Raw genomic sequence first — 22,474 nt, 5'->3', positions numbered from 1 at the left:
TAATCGAACCCCGGCTAGCCCGGGAGTCTTCAGAGTCCTTCGATGGCTGGGATGTGAAAGTATCAGCGAACACAAATTGTTATAAGTCGAGGCCGCCGTCGCCTACACGTATCCTAGGAAGATCCCGCTTTTCAGTGAACCTTGGCGCGACGAGACTTTAGGTTTGAGGGTGAACCCTCGTCATGGAAGACTTGAAAAATGTCCCAGGCAAGTAGAGCTTCATCGAGTGGTCGCGCCGTCTTGGGCCTTATGATTGCAGCATTGTCGCTTGGTCTCAGCCCGGACGCCGTCCGGGCAAGCGGTGCCCTTGAATGGGGGCAATGTTCTCCTGACCTTGTCGATAAGTACCCGGAGTTGGGTGATCGGCTGCAATGCGCTGCGCTTCGGGTACCGCGAGATCATCACGATCCGGGTAAGGGAAAAGTGGCGCTACCCATGCTTCGGGTGCTGGCCGGGAAGCCGGATCAACGCATAGGTTCGCTGTTCGTTAACCCGGGAGGCCCGGGTGGCAGTGCGACGGGCTTTGCGGCAAGTATGGGGGCCCTCTTCAGCATGGCCGACCCGGCGCATCCCATCGCTCGCTTTCAGCGGGACATCGTCGACCGCTACGACATCATGGCGATCGAACCTCGTGGGTTGGCTGGCCAATGGCTCTTCAAGTGTCGTAGCAACATCGCTCGAAAAGCGACGGAATCGTTCGACGTCGATCCGGGTGAGGCCAACCTCGCCAATATTGAATTCAATGCGCGACTTGAGTCCTCTGCCTGCCAGAACCAGCCACATGCGGCGCTGATCAATACCGACCAGGCGCTACGGGATATGGATCTGGCGCGGGCGGCGGTGGGGGACGCTCGGCTGAACTACTTCGGAGTTTCCTATGGGACATGGCTTGGCGCCTGGTATGCGGCCACGTTTCCTGAGCACACTGGAAGGATGTTGCTGGACAGCAATATGAATTGGACGGGTAGTTTCGACGAAGCGCTACTGGATCAGCCGGAAGCATTTCAGCGTGCTTTTGAGGAAACCCTGATTCCGTTCATGGCGTCTCATCCCGAACGTTTCCACCTGGGTTCGGATCCGGTAAAGATCATTCAGGACTACCGCCAGGTACGACCTCAGTTGAGGAGCAAGAACAGATTTTGGGCGCTTTCCGCCGATAACAAACAACTGGAATTCAGTGCACGTGTCGTTGCCGGTGTTTTGCTCGTCGAGCGAATCCTGGCCGCACATCCTGACATCGACCTGGATGCTACGTTGATGCATGTAGATCGATATTTCGATGAGCTTGGAGAGACCGATGCCAATGCTGGCATTTACGCCAAGAACGCAGCGAGGTGGCATTTTTCTGACAATCCTCCACGGCCGGAGCAGCCTTTTGAGCTTGAGGAAGAGGAATCTGTCTACAGGGCAGTAGTTTGCAACGATACATCTAGCCAAAATGATCCGGATTTCTGGCGCAGCCAGATGTTCGCCGGAAGTGCGCAATATTCGTTGCGAGGCGGCCATGGTCTACAGCAGCCGTGTCACGATTGGGCATTACCGGTTGTTGAACCACGGGATTTTGGTGCCATAGCCCAAACTGAGGGCTTGTTGATGCTGCAGGCCAGCCATGATCCGATCACATCATCATCCGGGGCCATGAAAGCATTTGACTTCACGCAGAATGCCAGAATGATCCAGGTCGAGAACAATCTTACTCATGGACTTTTTCCGCAGCTGACTCAATGCGTCGATGCGAAGGTCGCGGACTTCCTGTTGGAGGGCACGTTTCCTGGGCGGATGACTCATTGTGAAACACCGCAGCCCGGCGAGATGAGTGTCGCTGAAAGATCCGCGCAGCCTTATGCAGATGCGGATCGTGCTGATCTGCTACGTCAACGGATGCGGGAATTGAGTACTTCGAAGGGTCTGCTCTAGCTCCGTTGAGGAGATGATCCAGGAAGGCGTCACAAAAAAGGCCGCGACATGCGCGGCCTTTTTCTATCCAGCATGGCGTGCGTTTAACCCTGCATCGCCTTGGCTACTTCAGCCAGGTAGTCTTCCTGGACTTTCTCGATGCCTTCGCCGACACCCAGGCGTACCACGGAGACGACGTCGGCGCCTTCCTTCTTCAGCGCCTCGCCCACGGTGATGTTGGTATCGAGCACGTACGGCTGGCCGACCAGGGTGACGTCGGAAATGATCTTGTTGATCTTGCCCGAGATGATCTTCTCGAGGATTTCGGCGGGCTTCGCCTTGTCCTTGTCGGTCATCTGGCTGAGGGCGATTTCCTTTTCCTTGGCCACGAACTCGGCCGGGACGTCCTCGGGCTTGATGTGCGCCGGGTTCATCGCCGCCACGTGCATGGCGATGCCCTTGGCGAGCTCTTCCGAGCCGCCCTTCAGCGCCACGATCACGCCGATGCGGCCGCCGTGCGAATACGTGGCCAGCGGGCCGTCAGCCTTGACCTGCACCATGCGGCGCAGCTCGATCTTCTCGCCGATGGTGGCGATCTGCGACTTCACGGAATCTTCCACCGTGCCGCCGGCGGGAGAGGCCGCGCCATTGAGGGCAGCGATGTCGGTTGCGCCGGACTTCAGCGCAATGTCCGCGATCTCGTTGGTGAAGGCGACAAAGTTGGGGGCCTTGGCGACGAAGTCGGTCTCGCTGTTGACTTCGACCAGCACGGCCGTGCCATTGCCCTGCGCGGCCACTACGCGGCCATCGGCGGCGACGCGGTCGGCCTTCTTGTCGGCCTTGGCCAGGCCGTTCTTGCGCAGCCACTCGATAGAGACTTCGAGGTCGCCGTTGTTCTCGACGAGTGCCTTCTTGCACTCCATCATGCCGGCGCCGGAACGCTCGCGCAGTTCCTTCACCATCTGTGCGGAAATCTGGGTCACGGAAAAATCCTCTTGGGAGATGCTTTCGCTGCGCGGAGCGGCTGGTTAATGCCGCCCCGCGCGCGGGTGGTGCTTATCTATCAGGCGCTGGCGCCGTCGCGCGAACCACGGCCGCCGTCACGCGGCGCACCCTTGCGGGCCGGGCCACGGTCGTTGCGGTCACGGTCGTTGCGGCGAGGAGCAGGCTTGCGGTCTTCCTTGGCTACCGGATTGCCTTCCTCGTCGAGCTCGACGAAGTCGTTGGCATCGCCGGCACCGGCGTTGGGCGCAGCGGCCTTGCCTTCCAGGATGGCGTCGGCGGCGGCGCGGGCGTACAGCTGGATGGCGCGGATGGCGTCGTCGTTACCCGGGATGGCGTAGTCGACCAGGCCCGGATCGTAGTTGGTGTCGACCACGGCGATCACCGGGATACCAAGCTTCTTCGCTTCCTGCACGGCGATGTCTTCGTGGCCGATGTCGATCACGAACAGGGCGTCCGGGAGGCGGTTCATGTCCTTGATGCCGCCCAGCGAGTTCTGCAGCTTGTCGCGCTCGCGGCGGCGGGCCAGCACTTCGTGCTTGACCAGCTTCTCGAACGAACCGTCGGTTTCGGCCGCTTCCAGTTCCTTCAGGCGGGCCACTGACTGCTTGACCGTGCGGAAGTTGGTGAGCATGCCGCCGAGCCAGCGGGCGGTGACGAAGGGCTGGCCGGCGCGGGCGGCCTCTTCGGCCAGCGTCTCGCGCGCCGAGCGCTTGGTGCCGACGAAGAGGATGGTGCCGCGCTTCTGGGCCAGGCCCGAAAGATAGTTCATCGCATCGGTGAAGAGCGGGAGGGTCTTCTCGAGGTTGATGATGTGGATCTTGCCGCGGGCGCCGAAGATATACGGGGCCATCTTCGGGTTCCAGTAACGGGTCTGGTGGCCGAAGTGGACGCCGGCTTCGAGCATCTGGCGCATGGTGACCTGGGGCATTTCGTTATTCCTTTGAAGCTCGATCCCTAAGGGATCGAAGGGGGTTGGGACCTCCACGTGCCCCCGGTTTCGACCGCGGTACCCCCTGGCGGGAGGCCCGCGGCACCCCGAAAACGGTGCCGGCACGTGTGTGGCGTTGGTTTGCGGCTTGCGCCGCCGATGGCTTACGCCACGGACCATTGGAGCGTCCGGGCGGTTACAATCGTGTTTCGCCATGCGCCCGCGGGCCCGTTTCACGGGTGTAGTGCGACGCGCATAACTCGCTAATTATAGCTGGACGGCGTTATCCGCGGCAAGTTGCTGGAAATGCCGGCCGGTAGGCCACATTTGGGTTCATTATGGCAGTCATCCCCAAAACCCCCGAAGAAATCCAGGCCATGCGTGTGGCTGGAGCCCTTGCCGCTGATGTCCTGGCCATGCTCAAGGAGCACGTCAAGCCCGGCGTGACCACCGAGCACCTGGACCGCCTGGCCCACGATTACATCGTGGACGTCCAGAAGGCGGTTCCCGCCAATGTCGGCTACCGCGGCTTTCCCAAGACCGTCTGCACCTCGGTCAACCATGTGATCTGCCACGGTATTCCCACCGAGTCGAAGGTCCTGAAGGACGGCGATATCGTCAATATCGACGTCACCGTGATCAAGGACGGCTGGCATGGCGATACCAGCCGGATGTATTTCGTCGGCACCCCCGGGGTACTGGCCAAGCGGCTGGTGGACACCACCTACGAGGCCATGATGCTCGGTATCGGCGCGGTCAAACCCGGCGCCACCCTGGGCGATGTCGGCGCGGCCATCCAGAAGCACGCCGAGGCCGCGGGTTATTCGGTGGTCCGCGAGTACTGTGGCCACGGCATCGGCAAGGTCTACCACGACGAGCCGCAGGTGCTGCATTACGGCCGCAGCGGCACGGGCCTGGAGCTGAAACCGGGCATGACCTTCACCGTCGAGCCGATGATCAACGCCGGCAGGCCGCAGACCAAGCAGCTGCCTGATGGCTGGACAGTGGTTACCAAGGACCACTCGCTCTCGGCCCAGTGGGAGCACACGGTGGCCGTGACCGAATCAGGCTTTGAAATCCTCACCCCCTGGCCGGACGCCGCCTAACGTAACCCCGCCGTTTGAAAGGGCAGGGCAACCTAAGCTCCACGCTGACGAGGCCCCATGACTGCACCTGCGCTGCCGCCCTTGCCCCGCCTGCCGGCCGTGGTGCCGCGTTCGGGCGTGTCGCCGGAAGCGCGCAAGGCCCTGAGGCAGCTGCTCGGGGACACCGAACGGGCCATCGCCACCGCCTTCGATGAGGGCGGTGACGCCACGGCGCTGTCCCGCCGCCGCAGCGAGGCCATCGACAAGGTCGTGGTGCATGCGTGGAAGGCCTGCCTGGGCGACCTTGCGGCCGCCGCCCTGTTCGCCGTGGGCGGTTACGGCCGCGGCCTGCTGTTTCCCCGGTCGGACGTCGACTTGCTGGCCATCGTCGGGGAAACCTCGCCGCCGCTGTACCGTGCGCTGGAGAATTTCTTCGCGTGCCTGTGGGACATCGGTATCAAGCCCGGCCATGCCGTGCGTGAGATCGACGAATGCCGCGCGCTGGCGATGCGCGACGCCACCGTCTTCACCAGCCTGATCGACGCCCGCCGCCTGGTGGGCCAGCCCATCCTGGAAACCAGCTTACGCGGCATCCTTGAAGATCCCGCCGTGTGGCCCCCGCGGGAATACCTGGCGGTGCGCCTGCGTGAGCGCGATGCCCGCCACGCACGCTTCGACGATACCGCGCACAACCTCGAACCCAACCTCAAGGATGGCCCCGGGGGCCTGCGCTCGCTCGACGCCATGCGCTGGCTGGGCCGGCGCCTGGCCAACGCGCCGGACTTCGACACCATGGTTCACGAGGGCCTGCTCGACCAGGTCGAATGCGATGCGCTGCTGCGCGCGGAGCAAACCCTCCGCCGCTATCGCTTCGCCCTGCACCTGGAAGCTGGCCGTGCCGAAGAGCGCCTGCTTTTCGATTACCAGCGGGCGATCGCCGCGCGCCTGGGCTTCGAGGACGAACACGAGAAAAACCTCGGCGTCGAACAATTCATGCAGGGCTACTACCGCGCCGCCAGCACGATCGAACGTGCCGGGGTGCAGGTGATCGAGCGGTTCGAGGAAATGCTCGAGCCAGCCGCCGAGCCGCGCGCGGTCGGGCAGGACTACGTGCGCTTTGATAACCGCCTCGCCTTGCGCGATGCAGAGCTCTTCGTCAACCACCCCGCGGCCCTGGTCGACATCTTCATCACGCGGCTGGACGAGCCGGGCATCACTGGCTTCACCGCCCAGGCCATGCGGCGAATCCAGCATGCCGTCTCGTTGCACGATGGCAAGCTGGCCGACGACCCCGCAGTGCTTTCCAGTTTCCTTAAGCTGCTGCGGCGCGGCGCGCCGGCCGTGGAAGCGTTATGGCGGATGAACCGGTATGGCCTGCTTGCCGCCATCATCCCGGCCTTCGGCAAGATCGTCGGCCGCATGCAGTACGACCTCTTCCACATGTTCACCGTGGACGAACACACCTTGCGCGTGCTTCGCAACGTCGCTCGTTTCGCCGATCCAGGCTCACGTGGCGAATTTCCCGTTGCAGTGGAGATCTGGCCGACGCTCGACAAGCCGGAGCTGTTGTTGCTGGCTGCCCTGTTCCACGACATCGCCAAAGGCCGCGGCGGCGATCATTCGGTGCTGGGCGAAGAAGAAGCCCATGCCTTCGGCAAGCGGCTGGGCCTGCCGGCCGAAGACATCGCGCTGGTGGGCTGGCTGGTCCGCTGGCACCTGTTGATGAGCACCACGGCGCAGCGCCAGGACATCACCGACGCTGACGTGGTGCAGCGGTTTGCTGGCCTCGTGGGCGACTGGGAACACCTGGACAACCTGTACCTGCTGACCATCGCCGACATCATCGGCACCAGTCCGAAGCTATGGAACGCGTGGAAGGACCGCCTGATGGCCGACCTCTACACTTCCACGCGTTACGCACTGCGCAGCGACCAGGCCATGGGCCAGCTTGCCGATGCGCGCGCGCGCGATTGCCGCGAACGCGCAATGGCGATGCTGGTGTCGCCTGACGTGGGCGCAGCCGCGGTGGAGCGGATATGGTCCGATTTTCTCGAGCTCTCCTTCCTGCGCCACCGGCCCGAGCAGATCGCCTGGCAGACGGCTGCGATCATGCGCGCAGGCAAGGTACGGCCGGTGGTGGAAGTCCACCCGTTTTCCGTCCGCGGCAGCACGGAGCTTTTCCTTTACACGCCCGATCGCGATGGACTTTTTGCCACGGTCACGGCGGTGCTGGACCGCCTGCGTTTTTCCGTGGTCGAGGCGCGGATCCTTTCCTCGCCAACGGGCATGGCGCTGGATACCTTCCTTTTGCTTGAATCCGATTCCCAGGCGCCGGCCAGCCTGCAGCGCGCCGAAGAATTACGCACGCGGATGTGCAAGGCGCTCAGCGACACCCGTGTTGCACAACTTGCCAAGCGTGGACTATCACGCCACCTTCGGCATTTCCAGATGGCGCCGCGCGTGGAATTCACCGATATGGGGGAGCGCACGCAGCTGGCATTGGTATGCACTGATCGCCCGGGATTGCTTGCCGCAGTGGCACAGGCCTTGGCCGAAGCGAAGGTTCGCGTGCATGATGCGCGGATCGCCACCTTCGGCGAGCGCGTCGAAGACTTTTTCCAATTGACCGACCGTCACGACAAACCGCTGTCCGCCAACCGCCGGGAAATCCTGCGCCAGGCGCTGCTGCGGCACGTCGGACATACACCGAGGACCGAAGTACCCCATGCAGATGCAAACGCTTGAGACCCTGATCGACGACGCCTTCGAACGCCGCAACGACCTGGCCCAGACGGAAATCGATACGCACCTGCGCCCGGCGGTGGAACAGGTACTTGACCTGCTCGAATCCGGTGAACACCGCGTGGCCGAACCCGATGGGCAAGGCGGCTGGAAGGTCAACGCGTGGATCAAGAAAGCGGTGCTGCTGTACTTCCGCATCAACGGCAACCGGGTGATGGACGGCGGTGTGGCCGCGGCGTTCGACAAGGTGCCGGTGCGCTTCGGCGGTGCGGACGACACCACCTTCGGCCAGGTGGGTGCACGGGTGGTGCCTGGTGCCATCGTGCGGCGTGGCGCGCACATCGCGCGGGACGCGGTGCTGATGCCCAGCTATACCAATATCGGCGCGTACGTGGGCGCCGGCAGCATGATCGATACCTGGGCCACGGTGGGTTCATGCGCGCAGATCGGCAGGGGCGTGCATCTTTCCGGCGGCGTGGGTATTGGCGGCGTGCTTGAACCGCTGCAGGCCAATCCCACCATCATCGAAGACAACTGCTTCATCGGCGCTCGCTCGGAAGTGGTGGAAGGCGTGGTGGTGGAGAAGGGCAGCGTGATCGGCATGGGCGTGTTCCTGGGCCAGTCCACCCGCATCTACAACCGCGCCACGGGCGAGGTCAGCTATGGCCGTGTGCCCGCGGGCAGCGTGGTGGTGGCGGGTTCCCTGCCAGCCAAAGACGGCAGCCACAGCCTGTACGCCGCGGTGATCGTCAAGCAGGTGGATGAGAAAACGCGGAGCAAGACCGGCATCAACGAACTGCTGCGCGCGGGCGACGCCTGATGGCAACGGTCACGCTCTACGGCCTGCCCAACTGCGACACCTGCAAGAAGGCACGCAACTGGCTCGGTCGCTTCGAGGTGGACCATGCGTTCGTGGACTATCGCGCGCAGCCGGTGCCGGCGGCCACGCTCAAGGCCTGGGCTGCCGAGCTCGGCGGCTGGGAGAAGCTGGTGAACAAGTCCAGCACCACCTGGCGCAATCTTCTGCCTCAGCGTAAAGATCCGCGCAGCGATCCTGAGTGGACATTACTGCTGAAAGAATACCCCGCGCTGATCCGGCGCCCGGTGGTTGTGCGTGAAGGTGAGCCGGTGAGCGTGGGTTTCACCGACAACGGTTTCAAGGGACTTTTTGCCGAGGGCTAGGCTCCAGGCTCGAAGCTGGTGGGTGGCGAATGGTTCGGCATGTGGATGTCGTCGCAATGGAATGGCATTTCGAGCGCGTTTCGTTTCCTGATATGCCTGGGAGGCATGCTGGCCTTCCTTGGCATAGGCGAAGACGACAGCTTGCATCGCTGACACCAGCCGGTAGGCTGTGACGATTGCCCCGCGAACGATGCTTGCCATGTCCGATGTCCTCGATCTAGCCTGCGAATTGATCCGCCGCCCGTCCGTGACACCCAGCGACAAAGGCTGCCAGGCACTCATTTCGGCACGGCTCGCCGCGGCAGGTTTTACCTGCAGACACATGCGTTTCGGTGAGGTCGACAACCTGTGGGCCACGCACGGCGCGGGTGGGCCGGTGCTCGCATTCCTGGGCCATACCGACGTGGTCCCCACGGGTCCCGAAGGCAGCTGGACCAGTCCGCCATTCGAACCTGCGTTACGTGGGGGAAGGCTTTTCGGTCGCGGTGCGGCGGACATGAAGGGCTCGGTCGCGGCGATGGTGGTGGCGCTGGAAGATTTCGTCCGTGCGCATCCGGACCATCCCGGCACGGTGGCGCTCCTCATCACCAGCGACGAGGAAGGCGTGGCCACCGACGGTGTCAAGCGCGTGGTGGAGACTTTCCTGGCCGAAGGCGTGCGCATCGACCATTGCGTGGTGGGCGAGCCGTCGGCGAAGACCACGCTTGGCGACCTCATACGCGTTGGCCGACGCGGATCACTGTCAGGGACGCTGCACGTACGTGGGATGCAGGGCCATGTGGCCTATCCGGACAAGGCCCTGAATCCGATCCATGCCTTCGCACCGGCCCTGACTGAACTTGCGGCCCAATGCTGGGACGAAGGCAACGAAGATTTCCCACCCACCTCGTTCCAGGTATCGAACATCAACTCAGGCACCGGCGCCAACAATGTGATCCCGGGTGAGCTGGTGGCGCTGGTGAATTTCCGCTATGGCACGGTGAGCGCGGCGGCCGACCTGCAGGCTCGGGTCCAAGCCATCCTGGCTCGTCATGGTGTCGATGCATCCATCGAGTGGTCCACTTCAGGTGCACCGTTCCTGACACCCGTGGGCGGCCGCCTGCGCGAAGTGGTCGTGGATGCCTGCCGCGCCTTGCGCGGCGAAGAGCCCGAGCAGAGCACCGGTGGCGGCACGTCCGATGGACGCTTCATTGCGCCAATGGGTGCGGAGGTAGTGGAAGTAGGCCCAGTGAACGCGACGATCCACAAAGTCGACGAATGCGTATCCGTGGCCGACCTCGAACGCCTGCCCAGCCTGTACAGCGACATCATGCTGCGGATGTTCGCTTAGGGTATGAGCTCAAGCGTATACACCGCTGGCCCCGGCAGCAGCGGCGTAGCGCGCCCTACGACCCAATCATGGTGCCCGCTGCCATGGAACGGCGAGAGTGGATGGTCCGATTGTCCGCCGGGCATCTGCAGGTAACTGATGTCCTCGTGGCCGGGCATGATGCCGAACCGCTCCGAGGCGCCGAAGGCTGGCGCCTGCACGCGTGGCATGTCGCGGTCGCCGGGCAGCGGTTCGCGCGGCATGTCGATGAACCTAGCCACGAACGCCGGCAGCGCGCGCGAAAGCGGATGCACGATGGCCGCCGTATTGGCTTCTCCCCAGGTGCGCGCGGCAAGCCCGCCGGGCTGGCTGCCGAGGTCGTCGACCACTTTTTGCGCGGCAGCCCGGAGCAAGTCGTTCCAGTCGGCGTAGCGTGGGTCGAGCAGGTTCGGCGGCTGTTGCTGCACCATCGCCCACACCGCGCCTTCGGTTTGGATGTCGTGAGGCCACGCAAAGCCCGGGAATCGCGCGGCTACCCGTTCGACGAAGGGTGCAAGCACGGCGGCGCGCACGTTTTCGCGGAAGGCGCGCACCAGGCGGTAGTCGACGTTACCGGTGTCTGCCCGTGCGCTCCATCGTTCAGTGAGTACGCGCAACTGCGACAGGCCCTCGTCGTTGCTGCGCGCAAGCGTTGCCTGCAACAGCTGTTGCCAGCGGGTCAGGAATACAGCGCGGTCGTCGAGTTGGATCGAGAGCATGTCGCCCGGCGCGAAGCTGGCGCGTGCATCCAGGTCGTCGGCGATCTGCTGTGCGCGGGCGCCGACATCATGACCGCCATTGCCCAGCACGGCGAGGTCGTGGCCCGCGACCACGCGATTGTTGGCCGTCCACAGGCGGTCGCGGCCGGTGATGCGGGGATAGTCGGCAGGTGCAAGGAAACCTGTCCAGCCGGTGCCCGGCACCGACCAGTCCGATGGCAGCAAGGCGTTATAGTCCGAGCGCACGGGGATGCTGTTGCCGACGATGGTCCATGCCACGCGGCCCTGGGTATCGCCAACCAGGACGTTCTGCGGCGGGATACCGGCGAGTGGGGCGACGGTGAGCGCGGCGTCGACGTTCGGGGCCTGCTCCAGCTTCATCAACGCCATGTTGTAGGCGCGGGGCAACTGGCCGATCCACGACAATGCCAGCGGAGCGCCGTCGGTGTCCCGTGCGAGAATCGGCCCGAAGCGGGTCTGGGCGACGTCCAGGTGGCGGTCAGCCGCCCCGTGCACATGGATCACTTCGTCATGATGGGTGACAGGCTCGGTGGGTACGCGTACCCAGTCGGCCCAGTCGCCGTAGCTGTTGGTGAAGGCCCAGGCCACCTGACCATTGGAGCCGGCCACCAGCGCCGGCGTGCCGGGCAGGGTGACACCGTTGAGATCGCGGATGCCGCCAGGGGCGGTGGAGTCGGGGTAGCGCAGCCGCGCACGGAACCAGATGTCGGGCGTACGCAGGCCCAGGTGCATGTCACCAGCGACGATGGCAGCCCCGGTGCCGGTGAGCTTGCCCGACACTGCGAAACTGTTGCTTCCTGGCTTGCCCGCTTCCGGCGGCACGCTGCTTGCCGACACAGGCGTTGCTTTCATGTCGGCGTGTCGGAAGTCCATATCCGTACTTTCGGGAATATAGGGTGGCGGCGAGGCCACGCCCTGCAGCGGCGATTCCCAGCGGCCGTCAGGCGCGGTGAGAAAATGGACCACCACGCGCGGAAAGGTGGCGTGTAACTGTGCCAGTGCCAGTTCGCGTTTGTTCTCGCCGTTGGCGTTGAGGTCCAGGTACATCGCCGCCGTGCTCAGCAGGCTGTCCTCGCTGCGCCACGGCACCGGTTTCTGGCGCAGTAGCAGGTATTCGAAGGGCGGCACGCGCAGCGCCGCGAGCCCGGCATTCACGCCATCGCGGTAGGCATCGAGTATCGAGCGTTGGTCGTCGGGAAGCTGGGCAAGCGCTGCTTCGGCGACGCTGCGCAAGCGATGCCGACGGACGTCGAGGTCGCGGTCGATGGCACCGGTACCGACGAGCTCGGATAACTCACCCGCTGCCGCCCGTCGTTGCAGGTCCATCTGGAAATAGCGCTCCTGCCCGTGGACGAAGCCCAGCGCATAGGCCACGTCGCGGCGATTGGCGCCTTCCACCGTCACCGTGCCCAGGGCGTCGCGGGTGATGGTGGTGCGCGCACCAAGGCCCGCGACATGGCGATGGCCGTCGAGCTGCGGCAGGCTGCCGGACAACTGCCACCAGCCATAGCCGGCCACGCCTGCCCCCAGTAGCAATACCAGCACCAGCAGGCCGCCGACGATCTTCGGCCAGCGCCGTCGGCGGGAGGCGGTCGGCGCGGTCAGGGCGACGCGGCGGTTCATGGCGCCTTGTCGAACACCGCGAAAATGCCGGCGTAGGGTTTAAGCATGAAGGGCGGTGCACCCACGTAGCCCTGGCCGTCGACATAGGCCTGCGAGATGGTGCCATCGAGGAACAAGGCGTCACGGCATTGCAGCCGGTCGCGGAACAGCCGGGCGAAGACGTGGAAATTCACCGGCGACTCCGATACGGCGAATACCACTTCATCGCCAGACACCGCACATACGCCGCTGCGCCATTTCATGCTTTCCGAAGCATCGGTGAAGGCTGGATTCACCGACCCGTCGATCAGCAGCATCGGCCCTGATTGCGTCGCCAGGCGAGGAGTGGGCAGGGCCGCCGCCTTCCATGCCTGGCTGGTCATCACATGGGCCTTGCCCTGGGCATCGACAGCGAAGACACCGTTGGGCAGCAGGGAAAAATTCCCGGATGCCGGGTTGCCGCGGGCCAGGTTCAGCGGCACGCGCTGACGACCGTCCTCGACGTACAGGCCCAGCGGGGCGAAATTGCGGTCGTAGATGCCCGCGTTGGTGGCAAAGGCCAGGCGCCGGCCCTGGACCTGCCCCCAGGCCCTGAGTGCTTCGACGTCACCGAAAGGCTTGCCTGAGCTGTCCTTCCAGTGCAGCTCAAGCAGGTCGCGGCGAAGGTCCACGCGGACGATGCGGAACCCGAGGTCCTCGAACACCATGCGCTGGCTTTGCACTGCATGGGCGGCGGGGACAGCGGTGAGCAGCACAAGCAGGCCTGCGGCGAGGCGGCGGGGCAGGCGTCGCGTCGACGCGGGTAATTTCGGGAACGTCATGAGCCTACTGTGGCGGGGTGGCCAGGCGGCTGGCAAGGGGGCGTTGTAAACTCGCGGTTTTCCCGCGTTCGACCAGACGATGCCCTATACCCCGATCGCCGCTACTTTGGGCTATGTACTCTCCACCGATGGCAAGCGCGTGCTGCTGGTACATCGCAATGCCCGGCCGGACGACCAGCACCTTGGCAAGTACAACGGCCTGGGCGGCAAGATGGAGCTGAACGAAGACATTGCCGAGTGCATGCGCCGCGAGATCGCCGAAGAAGCGGGCATCGAATGCACCTCGATGCAGTTGCGCGGCACCATCAACTGGCCGGGCTTTGGCAAGCAGGGCGAGGACTGGCTCGGCTTCATCTTCCTGATCGACGGTTTCACCGGACAGGCCTGGAGCGAAAACGAAGAGGGCACCCTGGAATGGGTGCCCCTGGAAGCGATGTACGACCTTCCCATGTGGGAAGGCGACCGGCATTTCCTGCCGTTGATCTTCGATGGCGACCCGCGTCCTTTCCATGGTGTGATGCCCTATAAGGACGGCCGCATGCAGAGTTGGGCATTCAGCCGGTTCTAGGGCGCGGTGCCTGGACGGCCGGGCGCATGTCATCCACCACGTGGCGGCGTTCGAGTGCAGCCAGGGTGACAGCTACTATCTCCCCTACGCGCAGGTCGCGGCTTAACGTAGGCTCGAAGATCTGCACCTGGTACTGGCGTTCGATGCCCATGCATAGCGATACCGCGGTGAGGGAATCCACGCCCAGGTCGCGCAGGCTCGATTCGGCCGTGACCACGGCGACATCGGTGCCGATGTCCCGCGCGATCATGGCGGCGATTTCGACCTGGAGCGTGGCGCGATCCATCAGCCGGTGGTCTCGATCCGTTCAACGCGGCGCAGCCCGCGGGGCAACAAGCCGCCGCGACCGGCACGGTTGCCGCCGTATTCGACGAGGTCCGCCCAGCGCAGGGTAAGTTTGCGCGCGCCAGCGTACAGGGTGACCTCACCCTTTGACTCGGTGACCACGGCCACGCCGGCCACGCGCTCCTCGCCCGACACCAGTTTGGCCTTGGGAATTTCCACCAGCTTGTTGCCCTTGCCCTTGTCCAGTTCAGGCAATTCGGCTACCGAGAACATCAGCAGATGCCCTTCGGTGGTGACCACCACGATGCGATCGCGCGAGGGATCGGCGCTGATCGCCGGCTGCAGCACACGTGCACCGTCGGCCAGGCTGATGATCTGCTTGCCGGCCTTGTTGCGTCCGGTGAGGGCCTCGAAGCGGGTGACGAAGCCGTAGCCGAAATCGGTGGCCAGTACCAGCCGCGTGTCGTTGTCGCCGGCAACCACGGCGTCCATGCGCGCACCCGAGGGCGGGCTGAAACGGCCGGTCAGGGGTTCGCCGTTGCCACGCGCGGAAGGCAGCGTGTGGGCCGGCGTGGAATAACTGCGGCCGGTGGAATCGATGAAGGCCACCTGTTGCGTGGTACGCGCACGTACCGCGGCCAGGAGGCTATCGCCTTCGCGGTAGGAGAGCCCTTCGGCGTCGATGTCATGGCCCTTGGCCGCGCGTGCCCAGCCCTTGGCCGATAGCACCACGGTGACGGGTTCGGACGTTACCAGGGCGCTTTCGTCCAGTGCCTGCGCAGCGTTGCGCGACACCAGTGGCGAGCGCCGTTCGTCGCCATGTTTTTCAGCGTCATGGCGGAGTTCTTCCTTGATCAGGCCCTTCAGCTTGGCCGGCGATTTCAGCAGCACGTTGATGCGCGCGCGTTCTTCCTCGAGTTGGTCCGCTTCGGCGGTGATCTTCATCTCCTCGAGCCGTGCCAGCTGGCGCAGGCGGGTTTCGAGGATGTAGTCGGCCTGTTCTTCGGAAAGACGGAAGCGGGCGATTAGAACCGGCTTGGGTTCGTCCTCGGTGCGGACGATACGGATTACTTCGTCCAGATTGAGGTAGGCGATGCGCAAGCCTTCGAGCAGGTGCAGGCGTCGCTCGACCTTGGCCAGGCGATGGCTCAGGCGCTTGGTGACGGTGTCGGTGCGAAAGCGCAGCCACTCGGAAAGGATCATCTTCAGATCCTTCACCTGCGGGCGGCCATCAAGCCCGATCATGTTGAGGTTGACGCGGAAGCTCTTCTCAAGATCGGTGGTGGCGAACAGGTGCGGCATCAACTCATCGGCATCGATGCGCGTCGAACGCGGCACCAGCACCAGGCGGATCGGATTCTCGTGGTCGGACTCGTCGCGAAGGTCTTCGATCATCGGCAGCTTCTTCGCGCGCATTTGGGCTGCGAGTTGCTCGAGGATCTTCGAGGGCGATACCTGGTGAGGCAGCGCCGTGATGACGATGTTGTTTTCCTCGCGGCGGTAGATTGCCCGAGCGCGCAGGGAGCCCGTGCCCGTCTGGTACATCGAGAGCAATTCCGCGCGCGGGGTAATGATCTCGGCGGGCGTGGGGTAATCCGGCGCCAGCACGTGTTCGCACAGGTCCGCCACCGTGGCGTCGGGATCATCCAGCAGGCGGATGCAGGCGCTGGCGACTTCCCGCAGGTTGTGCGGCGGGATGTCGGTGGCCATGCCCACGGCAATGCCCATGGAACCGTTGAGCAGCACGTGCGGCACGCGCGCAGGAAGCCACGAGGGCTCATCCATGGTGCCGTCGAAATTGGGCACCCATTCCACCGTGCCCTGGCCAAGCTCCGACAGCAGCACCTCGGCGATCGGGGTGAGGCGCGATTCGGTATAGCGCATCGCGGCAAAGCTTTTTGGGTCGTCGGGCGATCCGAAATTGCCCTGGCCGTCCACCAGCGGATACCGGTACGAGAACGGCTGGGCCATCAGCACCATCGCCTCGTAGCAGGCGCTGTCGCCGTGGGGATGGAACTTGCCGATCACATCACCGATGGTACGGGCGGACTTCTTCGGCTTCGCCGTGGCGGCAAGGCCCAGCTCGCTCATGGCGTAAATGATGCGGCGCTGGACGGGCTTGAGCCCATCGCCGACGAAGGGCAGGGCACGGTCCAGTACCACGTACATGGAGTAATCCAGGTACGCGCGCTCGGCATATTCGCGAAGCGGGATCTGTTCGTAGTTGGCTTGCAGGGTCATCGGGGGCATGGCAATCCGTGATGCTCAAGCCCCGAATGGTGCCATGGCTACGTCTTAAGGGGTGAGATCGGCCGGCCTGCCCCTGCTAACGCCTTGATCAGGAAGCCTCGCCCTGCTTTGGCGGGGCGCCCCGGCCTTCCACGTGGCCGCCGAAGCCCAGTCGCATGGCCGACAACATCCGCTCGGCGAAGGTGTGCTCCTGGCGCGAGCGGAAGCGGGCGTACAGCGCGGAGCTGAGGACCTCCGCGGGCACCGCTTCCTCGATGGCGGCGTTGATGGTCCAGCGGCCTTCGCCGGAGTCGTCGACGAAGCCGGAGAACCCGTCCAGCTCCGGCGCCCTGGCCAGGGCGCTGGCGCAGAGGTCCAGAAGCCACGAGGACACCACGCTGCCGCGGCGCCACACCTCGGAAATGTCGGCCACGTCCAGATCGAAGCGGTCGTCCTCGGCCAGGGTGGTCTTGTTGCGGTTGCGCAGGATATCGAAGCCCTCGGCGTAAGCCTGCATCAGGCCGTACTCGATGCCGTTGTGGACCATCTTGACGAAATGCCCCGAGCCCGCCGGGCCGGTGTGCATGTAGCCCTGTTCCACCCGCGTATCGCGGCCTTCGCGGCCAGCGGTCCGGGGAATGTCGCCGTTACCCGGGGCTAACGTTGCGAAGATCGGGTCAAGGCGGTCCACCTGGGCCTTGTCGCCGCCGATCATCATGCAATAGCCGCGCTCCAGGCCCCAGACGCCGCCGGACGTACCCACGTCGATGTAGTCGATGCCCCGGGTCTTCAATTGCTTCGTACGGCGCACGTCATCGCGATAGAACGTGTTGCCGCCGTCGATCACGGTGTCGCCTTCGGACAGCAGTCCACCCAGCTGGGCGACGGTTTTCTCGGTGATCTCGCCGGCGGGGAGCATCACCCACACCGCGCGCGGCCCCTTGAGCGTCTGCACCAGGGCCTCGACGGAATTGACCGCGGTGGCGCCGTCTTTGGCCACGGCCTCGCGGGCCTCGGCGCTGACGTCATACACCACGCACTGGTGGCCGTCGCGGAGCAAGCGGCGCACGATATTGCCGCCCATGCGGCCGAGCCCAATCAGTCCAAGTTCCATCGTGTCGATCCTTATGATGTGGGGTAGGGAGAGGCAAAGGCCCCCAGCATAGCGGTCGAAGGGTCAAGCCGCCGTTTACGCGGGCTGGCCGAAATCCACCACCACGCGCGGGCGGCCCCATTCGGTCGCCGCGTTGAAATCGATATCCGGACCCACCGGAACGATGCCGCTGGGGTTTATCTGGCGATGGCTCATGTAGTAGTGCTTCTTGATGTGGTCGATATCCACCGTGTCGGCGATGCCCGGCTGCTGGTACATCGCGCAGGTGTATTGCCACAGGCGCGGGTAGTCCACCAGGCGCCGCACATTGCACTTGAAATGGCCGTGGTAGACCAGGTCGAAACGCAACAGGGTGGTGAACAGGCGCCAGTCGGCCTCGGTTTGAACCTCGCCGCACAGCCAGGGCCGGTCGGCCAAGTGTTCCTCGAGCCAGTCCATGGTGTCGAACAATGGGCCAATCGCAAGTTCATACGCTTCCTGCGTGGTGGCGAAGCCTGCCTTGTACACGCCATTGTTGAGCGTGTCGTACACGCGCGCATTCACCGCGTCGATCTCCTCGTGCAGGGGACCGGGGTAATAGTCGCCCAGCTTCGCGCCAACGCTGTCGAAGGCGCTGTTGAACATGCGGATGATGTCGGCCGATTCATTGCTGACGATGGTCTCGCGCTGAACATCCCATAGCACGGGCACCGTGGAGCGGCCGGTGATGTCCGGGATCGCCCGCTGGTAAAGCTGGTAGAGGAAGCGTGAGCCATGCAGCTTGTCCCCGGTGACCCCGGGTGCGGGCTCGAAGGTCCAGCCGTCCTCGCCCATCAGCCAGTGCAGCACGGAGTAATCGATGAGGCCGTCCAGCCCTTTCAATGTCCGGAAGATCATCGCGCGGTGGGCCCAGGGACAGGCACGGGCGATATACAGGTGGTAGCGGCCGGGTTCGGCACGGAAGCCACCCTCGCCGGTCGGGCCGGGGCTGCCATCGGCGGTCACCCAGTGGCGGAACTGGCTTTCCTCCCGAACGAAGCGGCCGGAGTTCTTCTCCTGGACCAGGACCTGCCGGGTCCAGTGTCCTTCGTTCAGGTAGCCCATCGCGGTGATCTCATCGTCTGGTCTAGCGATGGTGTGGCCACGACGATGAATTTGACATCTAGGCTTGACGGCCTATGGCGCCGAACCTGGCTCTTGTAGAACGCTAGCCTTTATAGAACGGGTAGGGTGCAAGGAAGATCACCCATAGCGCCAACACGATGCCTACGTACTTGATGGCGCGGAACAGTTTCGGGTTCTTCTTCTTGAAGCGCTTGCTGCGTTCGCGGCCACGGGCGTTGAGCGCGAACATGCGGTTGACCAAGCCCACGTCTTCCTTGCCGTCGTCGGCATTGGGCGAGGCGGTGATGGAACCCATGAAGGCACCGACGCGATGATTGATCGCGCTCATCAGCTTCGTGCGCAAAGGGCGCTCGACGTCGGCGAACAGGATCACGCGTGTCTGGTCGGTGCGGTTCTCGGCCCAATGCACATAGGTTTCGTCGAAGACGATGTCCTCGCCGTCGCGCCAGCTGTGCATCTGGCCATCGACGAAAATACGGCAATCGTCGGAGTTGGGCGTGATAAGACCCAGATGGTAGCGAAGCGATCCTGCGAACGGATCGCGATGCGGATTGAGCTTCGAGCCCGGCGGCAGCAGGGCGAACATCGCCGCCTTCACGTTGGGGATCGAATTGAGCAGCTTTACCGTGTTCGGGCATAGCGCTTCGGCCGAGGCCAGAGGCTCGCCGTACCACTTCAGGTAAAAGCGCTTCCAGCCCTGCTTGAAGAACGAATTGAAGCTGGCATCGGCGTGCTTCTCCGCCGCTTTGATGAAACCTTCGTCGAAGAGGTGCATCGCTTCGGCTCGGATCACCTGCCAGTTCTGCTGCAGCGGATCGAGCTGCGGAAAACCGCGGCGGTCAAGGATCGGTCGTGCCGGCACCGCGGAGAAGGCGTACATCAAAAGGTTGTACGGCGCGAAGATAGCCGAGTGGTCCACCAGCTGGCGGTCGAAGCGCAGCCGTGAGCGCCCGCGCAGGTGCACCAGCAGCACGCAAAGGGCGAAGGCCAGCAACACGTACAGGATGATGAAACGGGGGCCTAGCAGGTTCATCGGGGCGCTTGGGTACCTGGGTGACGATAGGGGAGGTCAGGGCGACTGGGCCCCGGTTCAACCGGGCCGGGCCCAGCGGCGAGTGTCCATGATAACGCCGCCTGGGCCCGGACCGGCATCCCGGATAGACGCAGGCAGCCCCGCGTCCCTTGCGGGACCGCGGGGCGTTACACGGGAAACCCCTTCGACCGGGATCTACAGCGCTTCGGAGGCGAAGTCGGCCAGGCGCGAGCGTTCACCGCGGCGCAAGGTGATGTGGCCCGAATGCGCCCACTGCTTGAAGCGGTCTACTGCGTAGGTCAGGCCCGATGTCGTTTCGGTGAGGTACGGCGTGTCGATCTGCTCCACGTTGCCCAGGCAGACGATCTTGGTGCCTGGGCCAGCCCGGGTGATCAGCGTCTTCATCTGCTTGGGCGTGAGATTCTGCGCCTCGTCGATGATCAGGTAGCGCGACAGAAAAGTGCGGCCGCGCATGAAGTTCAGCGAGCGGATCTTCACCCGCGAGGCAAGCAGGTCATTGGTGGCCTGGCGGCCCCAGGAACCACCTTCCTCGGGGTTGGCAAGCACTTCGAGGTTGTCGGTGAGCGCCCCCATCCACGGCGTCATCTTTTCTTCCTCGGTGCCGGGAAGGAAGCCGATGTCCTCGCCTACCGACACCGTGGCGCGGGTCATGATGATCTCGCGGTAGCGCTGCTGGTCCATTACCTGGGCCAGTCCCGCCGCTAGCGCCAGCAATGTCTTGCCGGTGCCGGCGGTACCCAGCAGGGTGACGAAATCGACGTCCGGATCCATCAGCAGGTTCAGGGCGAAATTCTGTTCGCGATTGCGCGCGGCGATGCCCCATACCGCGTGGTTGGCGTGGGAGTGGTCGTCCAGCAGCACCAGCGTGGCGCGGTCGCCGTCGAGGGTGAGCACGCGCAGTTCGACGGAATTCTCGCCGGGAAGATACAGGCACTCATTCGGGTACCAGTCTTCGTCTTCGCGTTTGGTGAGCTCGTAATACGTGCGGCCGCGCTCGGTCCAGGAACGAACCTCGGGGTGGCGGTCCCAGAAGTCCTCGCCGGTTTCCTCCGAGCCTGTGAACAGCAGCGCGAAGTCGTCCAGCGCGCGGTCGTTTTCGTAGTCCTCGGCATGGATGCCGAAGATGGTGGCCTTGATGCGAAGGTTGATGTCCTTGGTGACCAGGATCACCAATGCGTCGGGGTTCTCATCGCGCAGGTCGATCACCGACGCCAGGATCTGGTTGTCGGCCTTGCCGTTGGTGGCGGTGATGCGCTGCTGGAAGTGCAGCCGGCCCACGGCCATGCCGCGTTTGAGGTTCAGCCCACCGGGGCTTTGCAGTGGAATGCCATCGGCGATGCCGTGGCCGTTACCTTGCTCGATCAGTTCGTTGAGGAAGCGGCTGACTTGCCGCCCGTTGCGCGAAACTTCCGATGAGCCTTTCTTTTTTTCGTCGAGTTCTTCAAGCACCGTCATCGGGATGAAGACGTCGTGTTCCTCGAAGCGGTACAGGGAGGTCGGATCGTGCAGCAGCACATTGGTATCCAGGGCATAGATACGCTTAGCTACGGTCATGCGTGGTTGACCTCGTGCGTTGGGATGTAGTGCGGATGGATTAGCGTGGCGGAATCCTTTCCAGCACGGCATCGACGTGGCCGGCAACCTTGATGTTGCGCCATTCCTGGACGAGCTTGCCGTCGGGGTCGATGAGGAAGGTGGAGCGCACCACGCCCATGTGGCGCTTGCCGTACAGCACTTTTTCGGCAATCACGCCGAAGGCGTTGCACCAGGTTTCGTCGGTATCGGCGATAAGGGGAAATGGCAGTGACTGCTTTGAGGCGAAGTTCGCATGTGATTTCTCAGAATCACGTGACACGCCGATGACTTCGGCGTTGCGTTCGCGAAATTCGTCGTAGGCATCGCGGAAGCCCTGGGCCTCGGTGGTGCATCCGGGCGTGCTGTCCTTCGGGTAGAAATAAACCACCACCCACTTGCCCTTCAGCGACGACAGGGAAAGCGTCTGCCCGCTTCCCGTGTGACCCTTCAACGCCCCGACTTTCTTGCCTACTTCGACCATGTTGCTTGGATACCCCTAACGCGGGTTCTTGGCAAGGGGTTTTTCAGAACTTGACCGGATCCATGATCGCATCGAGGTTGAGCCCATCGCATAGCTCGAGGAAATCATCGCGCAGCGCGGCGATGTGAGTTTCGGCGGGAATACCAATGGTGATCTGAGCCTGGAACATATCCGCGCCCGTTTGCATGGCCTGGTACCGCATGGAAGTGAGTTGCTCGATGCTGATATCGCGCCGTGAAAAGAATTCCACGATCTTCACCAGGATCCCCGGGCGGTCGGCGGCGATCACTTCCACCAGGTAGGGCAACAGGTGCGCGGTGGGCTCGCGCGGTGTGGTGCGATAGTGGATCAGCTGGACATCTTCGTCCCGGGCGAATTTGCCCAGTGCCGTTTCCAGCTTGGCCACCGCGTCCCAGGCGCCGGACGCTAGCAGCATCACCGATGTGTCGTTGCCGATGGTCGAAACCCGCGCGTCGGCCAGGTTGCAGCCGGAATCGGCAATGCGCCGGGTCAGGGCCAGCAGGGGGGCGCGCTGCGCGGGGGACAGGGTCTGGATCAGCAGGTGGTTGTCCGAAGGGGCTGCGCGCTGCGCGGAAGGATTCAAAATGTACTACCTGGAGAAGGGGCCGTGCGACGCGCGGCCTTGGCCTCGGGCCAGCTTACTTGCCCGCGCGAGGACCCCGCAAGTAACATGCACGATGTACGTTTCTCCTTT

The 22,474-nt window shown here is 63.8% G+C and carries 20 protein-coding genes; 8 read left to right on the top strand and 12 right to left on the bottom strand.

The annotated features are described in order from the left end of the window. Positions 1-198: 198 nt before the first annotated feature. Positions 199-1,917: an alpha/beta fold hydrolase gene (locus tag VGM61_RS02460; protein ID WP_331521116.1), complete on the top strand. Its 1,719-nt coding sequence runs from the start codon at positions 199-201 to the stop codon at positions 1,915-1,917. An 83-nt stretch (positions 1,918-2,000) separates the two neighbouring features. On the opposite strand, the gene tsf is transcribed toward VGM61_RS02460, so the two are convergent. Together tsf and rpsB are read right to left on the bottom strand one after the other, a co-directional pair. Next, a complete protein-coding gene (gene tsf / locus VGM61_RS02455; protein ID WP_331521115.1) occupies positions 2,001-2,879 on the bottom strand; it encodes a translation elongation factor Ts in 879 nt (292 codons plus the stop codon). An 80-nt stretch (positions 2,880-2,959) separates the two neighbouring features. Further along, entirely contained in the window at positions 2,960-3,829 is an 870-nt protein-coding gene (gene rpsB, locus VGM61_RS02450) for a 30S ribosomal protein S2 (RefSeq protein ID WP_331521114.1), read from the bottom strand. Positions 3,830-4,167: 338 nt separating this feature from the next. Here rpsB and map point away from each other — a divergent pair, with 338 nt between their 5' ends. Genes map through dapE form a run of 6 tightly spaced genes read left to right on the top strand, consistent with a single transcriptional unit; the run spans position 4,168 to position 10,168 of the window. Continuing rightward, entirely contained in the window at positions 4,168-4,935 is a 768-nt protein-coding gene (gene map, locus VGM61_RS02445; RefSeq protein WP_331521113.1) for a type I methionyl aminopeptidase, read from the top strand. Positions 4,936-4,992: 57 nt separating this feature from the next. Then, positions 4,993-7,659 (top strand): [protein-PII] uridylyltransferase, encoded by a 2,667-nt coding sequence (gene glnD, locus VGM61_RS02440; RefSeq protein WP_331521112.1) that lies wholly within the window; start codon positions 4,993-4,995, stop codon positions 7,657-7,659. Then, positions 7,646-8,476 carry a 2,3,4,5-tetrahydropyridine-2,6-dicarboxylate N-succinyltransferase gene (gene dapD, locus VGM61_RS02435; RefSeq protein ID WP_331521146.1) on the top strand — a complete coding sequence of 277 codons (831 nt, stop codon included), beginning with the start codon at positions 7,646-7,648 and terminating at the stop codon, positions 8,474-8,476. The genes glnD and dapD overlap by 14 nt, the downstream gene beginning before the upstream one ends. Further along, positions 8,476-8,838, top strand: a complete 363-nt coding sequence (locus VGM61_RS02430) for a Spx/MgsR family RNA polymerase-binding regulatory protein (RefSeq protein ID WP_331521111.1) — start codon at positions 8,476-8,478, stop codon at positions 8,836-8,838. Before dapD ends, VGM61_RS02430 begins: the two co-directional genes overlap by 1 nt. An 18-nt stretch (positions 8,839-8,856) precedes the next feature. After that, positions 8,857-8,991, top strand: coding sequence for a DUF2165 family protein (locus tag VGM61_RS02425; RefSeq protein ID WP_331521110.1), 135 nt, complete (start codon positions 8,857-8,859; stop codon positions 8,989-8,991). Between the two features lie 46 nt (positions 8,992-9,037). Beyond that, positions 9,038-10,168 (top strand): succinyl-diaminopimelate desuccinylase, encoded by a 1,131-nt coding sequence (dapE, locus tag VGM61_RS02420; protein WP_331521109.1) that lies wholly within the window; start codon positions 9,038-9,040, stop codon positions 10,166-10,168. Here dapE and VGM61_RS02415 read toward each other — a convergent pair. After that, positions 10,165-12,549 (bottom strand): penicillin acylase family protein, encoded by a 2,385-nt coding sequence (locus tag VGM61_RS02415; protein WP_331521108.1) that lies wholly within the window; start codon positions 12,547-12,549, stop codon positions 10,165-10,167. The genes dapE and VGM61_RS02415 overlap by 4 nt on opposite strands. Next, positions 12,546-13,349: a phosphodiester glycosidase family protein gene (locus VGM61_RS02410; RefSeq protein WP_414694783.1), complete on the bottom strand. Its 804-nt coding sequence runs from the start codon at positions 13,347-13,349 to the stop codon at positions 12,546-12,548. The genes VGM61_RS02415 and VGM61_RS02410 overlap by 4 nt, the downstream gene beginning before the upstream one ends. 79 nt (positions 13,350-13,428) lie before the next feature. Between VGM61_RS02410 and VGM61_RS02405 the strand changes: the two genes are divergently transcribed. Then, complete coding sequence (locus VGM61_RS02405) at positions 13,429-13,917, top strand: 8-oxo-dGTP diphosphatase (RefSeq protein WP_331521107.1); 489 nt, start codon at positions 13,429-13,431, stop codon at positions 13,915-13,917. On the opposite strand, the gene VGM61_RS02400 is transcribed toward VGM61_RS02405, so the two are convergent. The 8 genes from VGM61_RS02400 to VGM61_RS02365 form a co-directional block, all read right to left on the bottom strand. Next, positions 13,904-14,203, bottom strand: coding sequence for an acyl carrier protein (locus tag VGM61_RS02400; protein WP_331521106.1), 300 nt, complete (start codon positions 14,201-14,203; stop codon positions 13,904-13,906). The genes VGM61_RS02405 and VGM61_RS02400 overlap by 14 nt on opposite strands. Further along, positions 14,203-16,443 carry a DNA topoisomerase IV subunit A gene (gene parC / locus VGM61_RS02395; protein WP_331521144.1) on the bottom strand — a complete coding sequence of 747 codons (2,241 nt, stop codon included), beginning with the start codon at positions 16,441-16,443 and terminating at the stop codon, positions 14,203-14,205. The genes VGM61_RS02400 and parC overlap by 1 nt, the downstream gene beginning before the upstream one ends. A gap of 97 nt (positions 16,444-16,540) precedes the next feature. Next, the gene (gene gnd, locus VGM61_RS02390; protein ID WP_331521105.1) at positions 16,541-17,545 is read right to left on the bottom strand and encodes a phosphogluconate dehydrogenase (NAD(+)-dependent, decarboxylating); all 1,005 of its coding nucleotides are present in this window, start codon (positions 17,543-17,545) and stop codon (positions 16,541-16,543) included. A gap of 75 nt (positions 17,546-17,620) precedes the next feature. After that, positions 17,621-18,628, bottom strand: a complete 1,008-nt coding sequence (locus VGM61_RS02385; protein WP_331521104.1) for a glutathione S-transferase family protein — start codon at positions 18,626-18,628, stop codon at positions 17,621-17,623. 103 nt (positions 18,629-18,731) lie between these two features. Further along, positions 18,732-19,658 (bottom strand): aspartyl/asparaginyl beta-hydroxylase domain-containing protein, encoded by a 927-nt coding sequence (locus VGM61_RS02380; RefSeq protein ID WP_331521143.1) that lies wholly within the window; start codon positions 19,656-19,658, stop codon positions 18,732-18,734. 219 nt (positions 19,659-19,877) lie between these two features. Continuing rightward, a complete protein-coding gene (locus VGM61_RS02375) occupies positions 19,878-21,257 on the bottom strand; it encodes a PhoH family protein (RefSeq protein ID WP_331521103.1) in 1,380 nt (459 codons plus the stop codon). Between the two features lie 40 nt (positions 21,258-21,297). Then, the gene (locus VGM61_RS02370; RefSeq protein ID WP_331521102.1) at positions 21,298-21,759 is read right to left on the bottom strand and encodes a peroxiredoxin; all 462 of its coding nucleotides are present in this window, start codon (positions 21,757-21,759) and stop codon (positions 21,298-21,300) included. Positions 21,760-21,802: 43 nt separating this feature from the next. Further along, a complete protein-coding gene (locus VGM61_RS02365) occupies positions 21,803-22,366 on the bottom strand; it encodes a glycine cleavage system protein R (RefSeq protein ID WP_331521142.1) in 564 nt (187 codons plus the stop codon). Positions 22,367-22,474: the final 108 nt, after the last annotated feature.

It is taken from the genome of Pinirhizobacter sp., assembly GCF_036499745.1.
Classification (GTDB): Bacteria; Pseudomonadota; Gammaproteobacteria; order Xanthomonadales; family Rhodanobacteraceae; genus Pinirhizobacter.
Note: the sequence above shows the minus strand (reverse complement) of the source record. Positions and strands in the feature narration are given on the sequence as shown.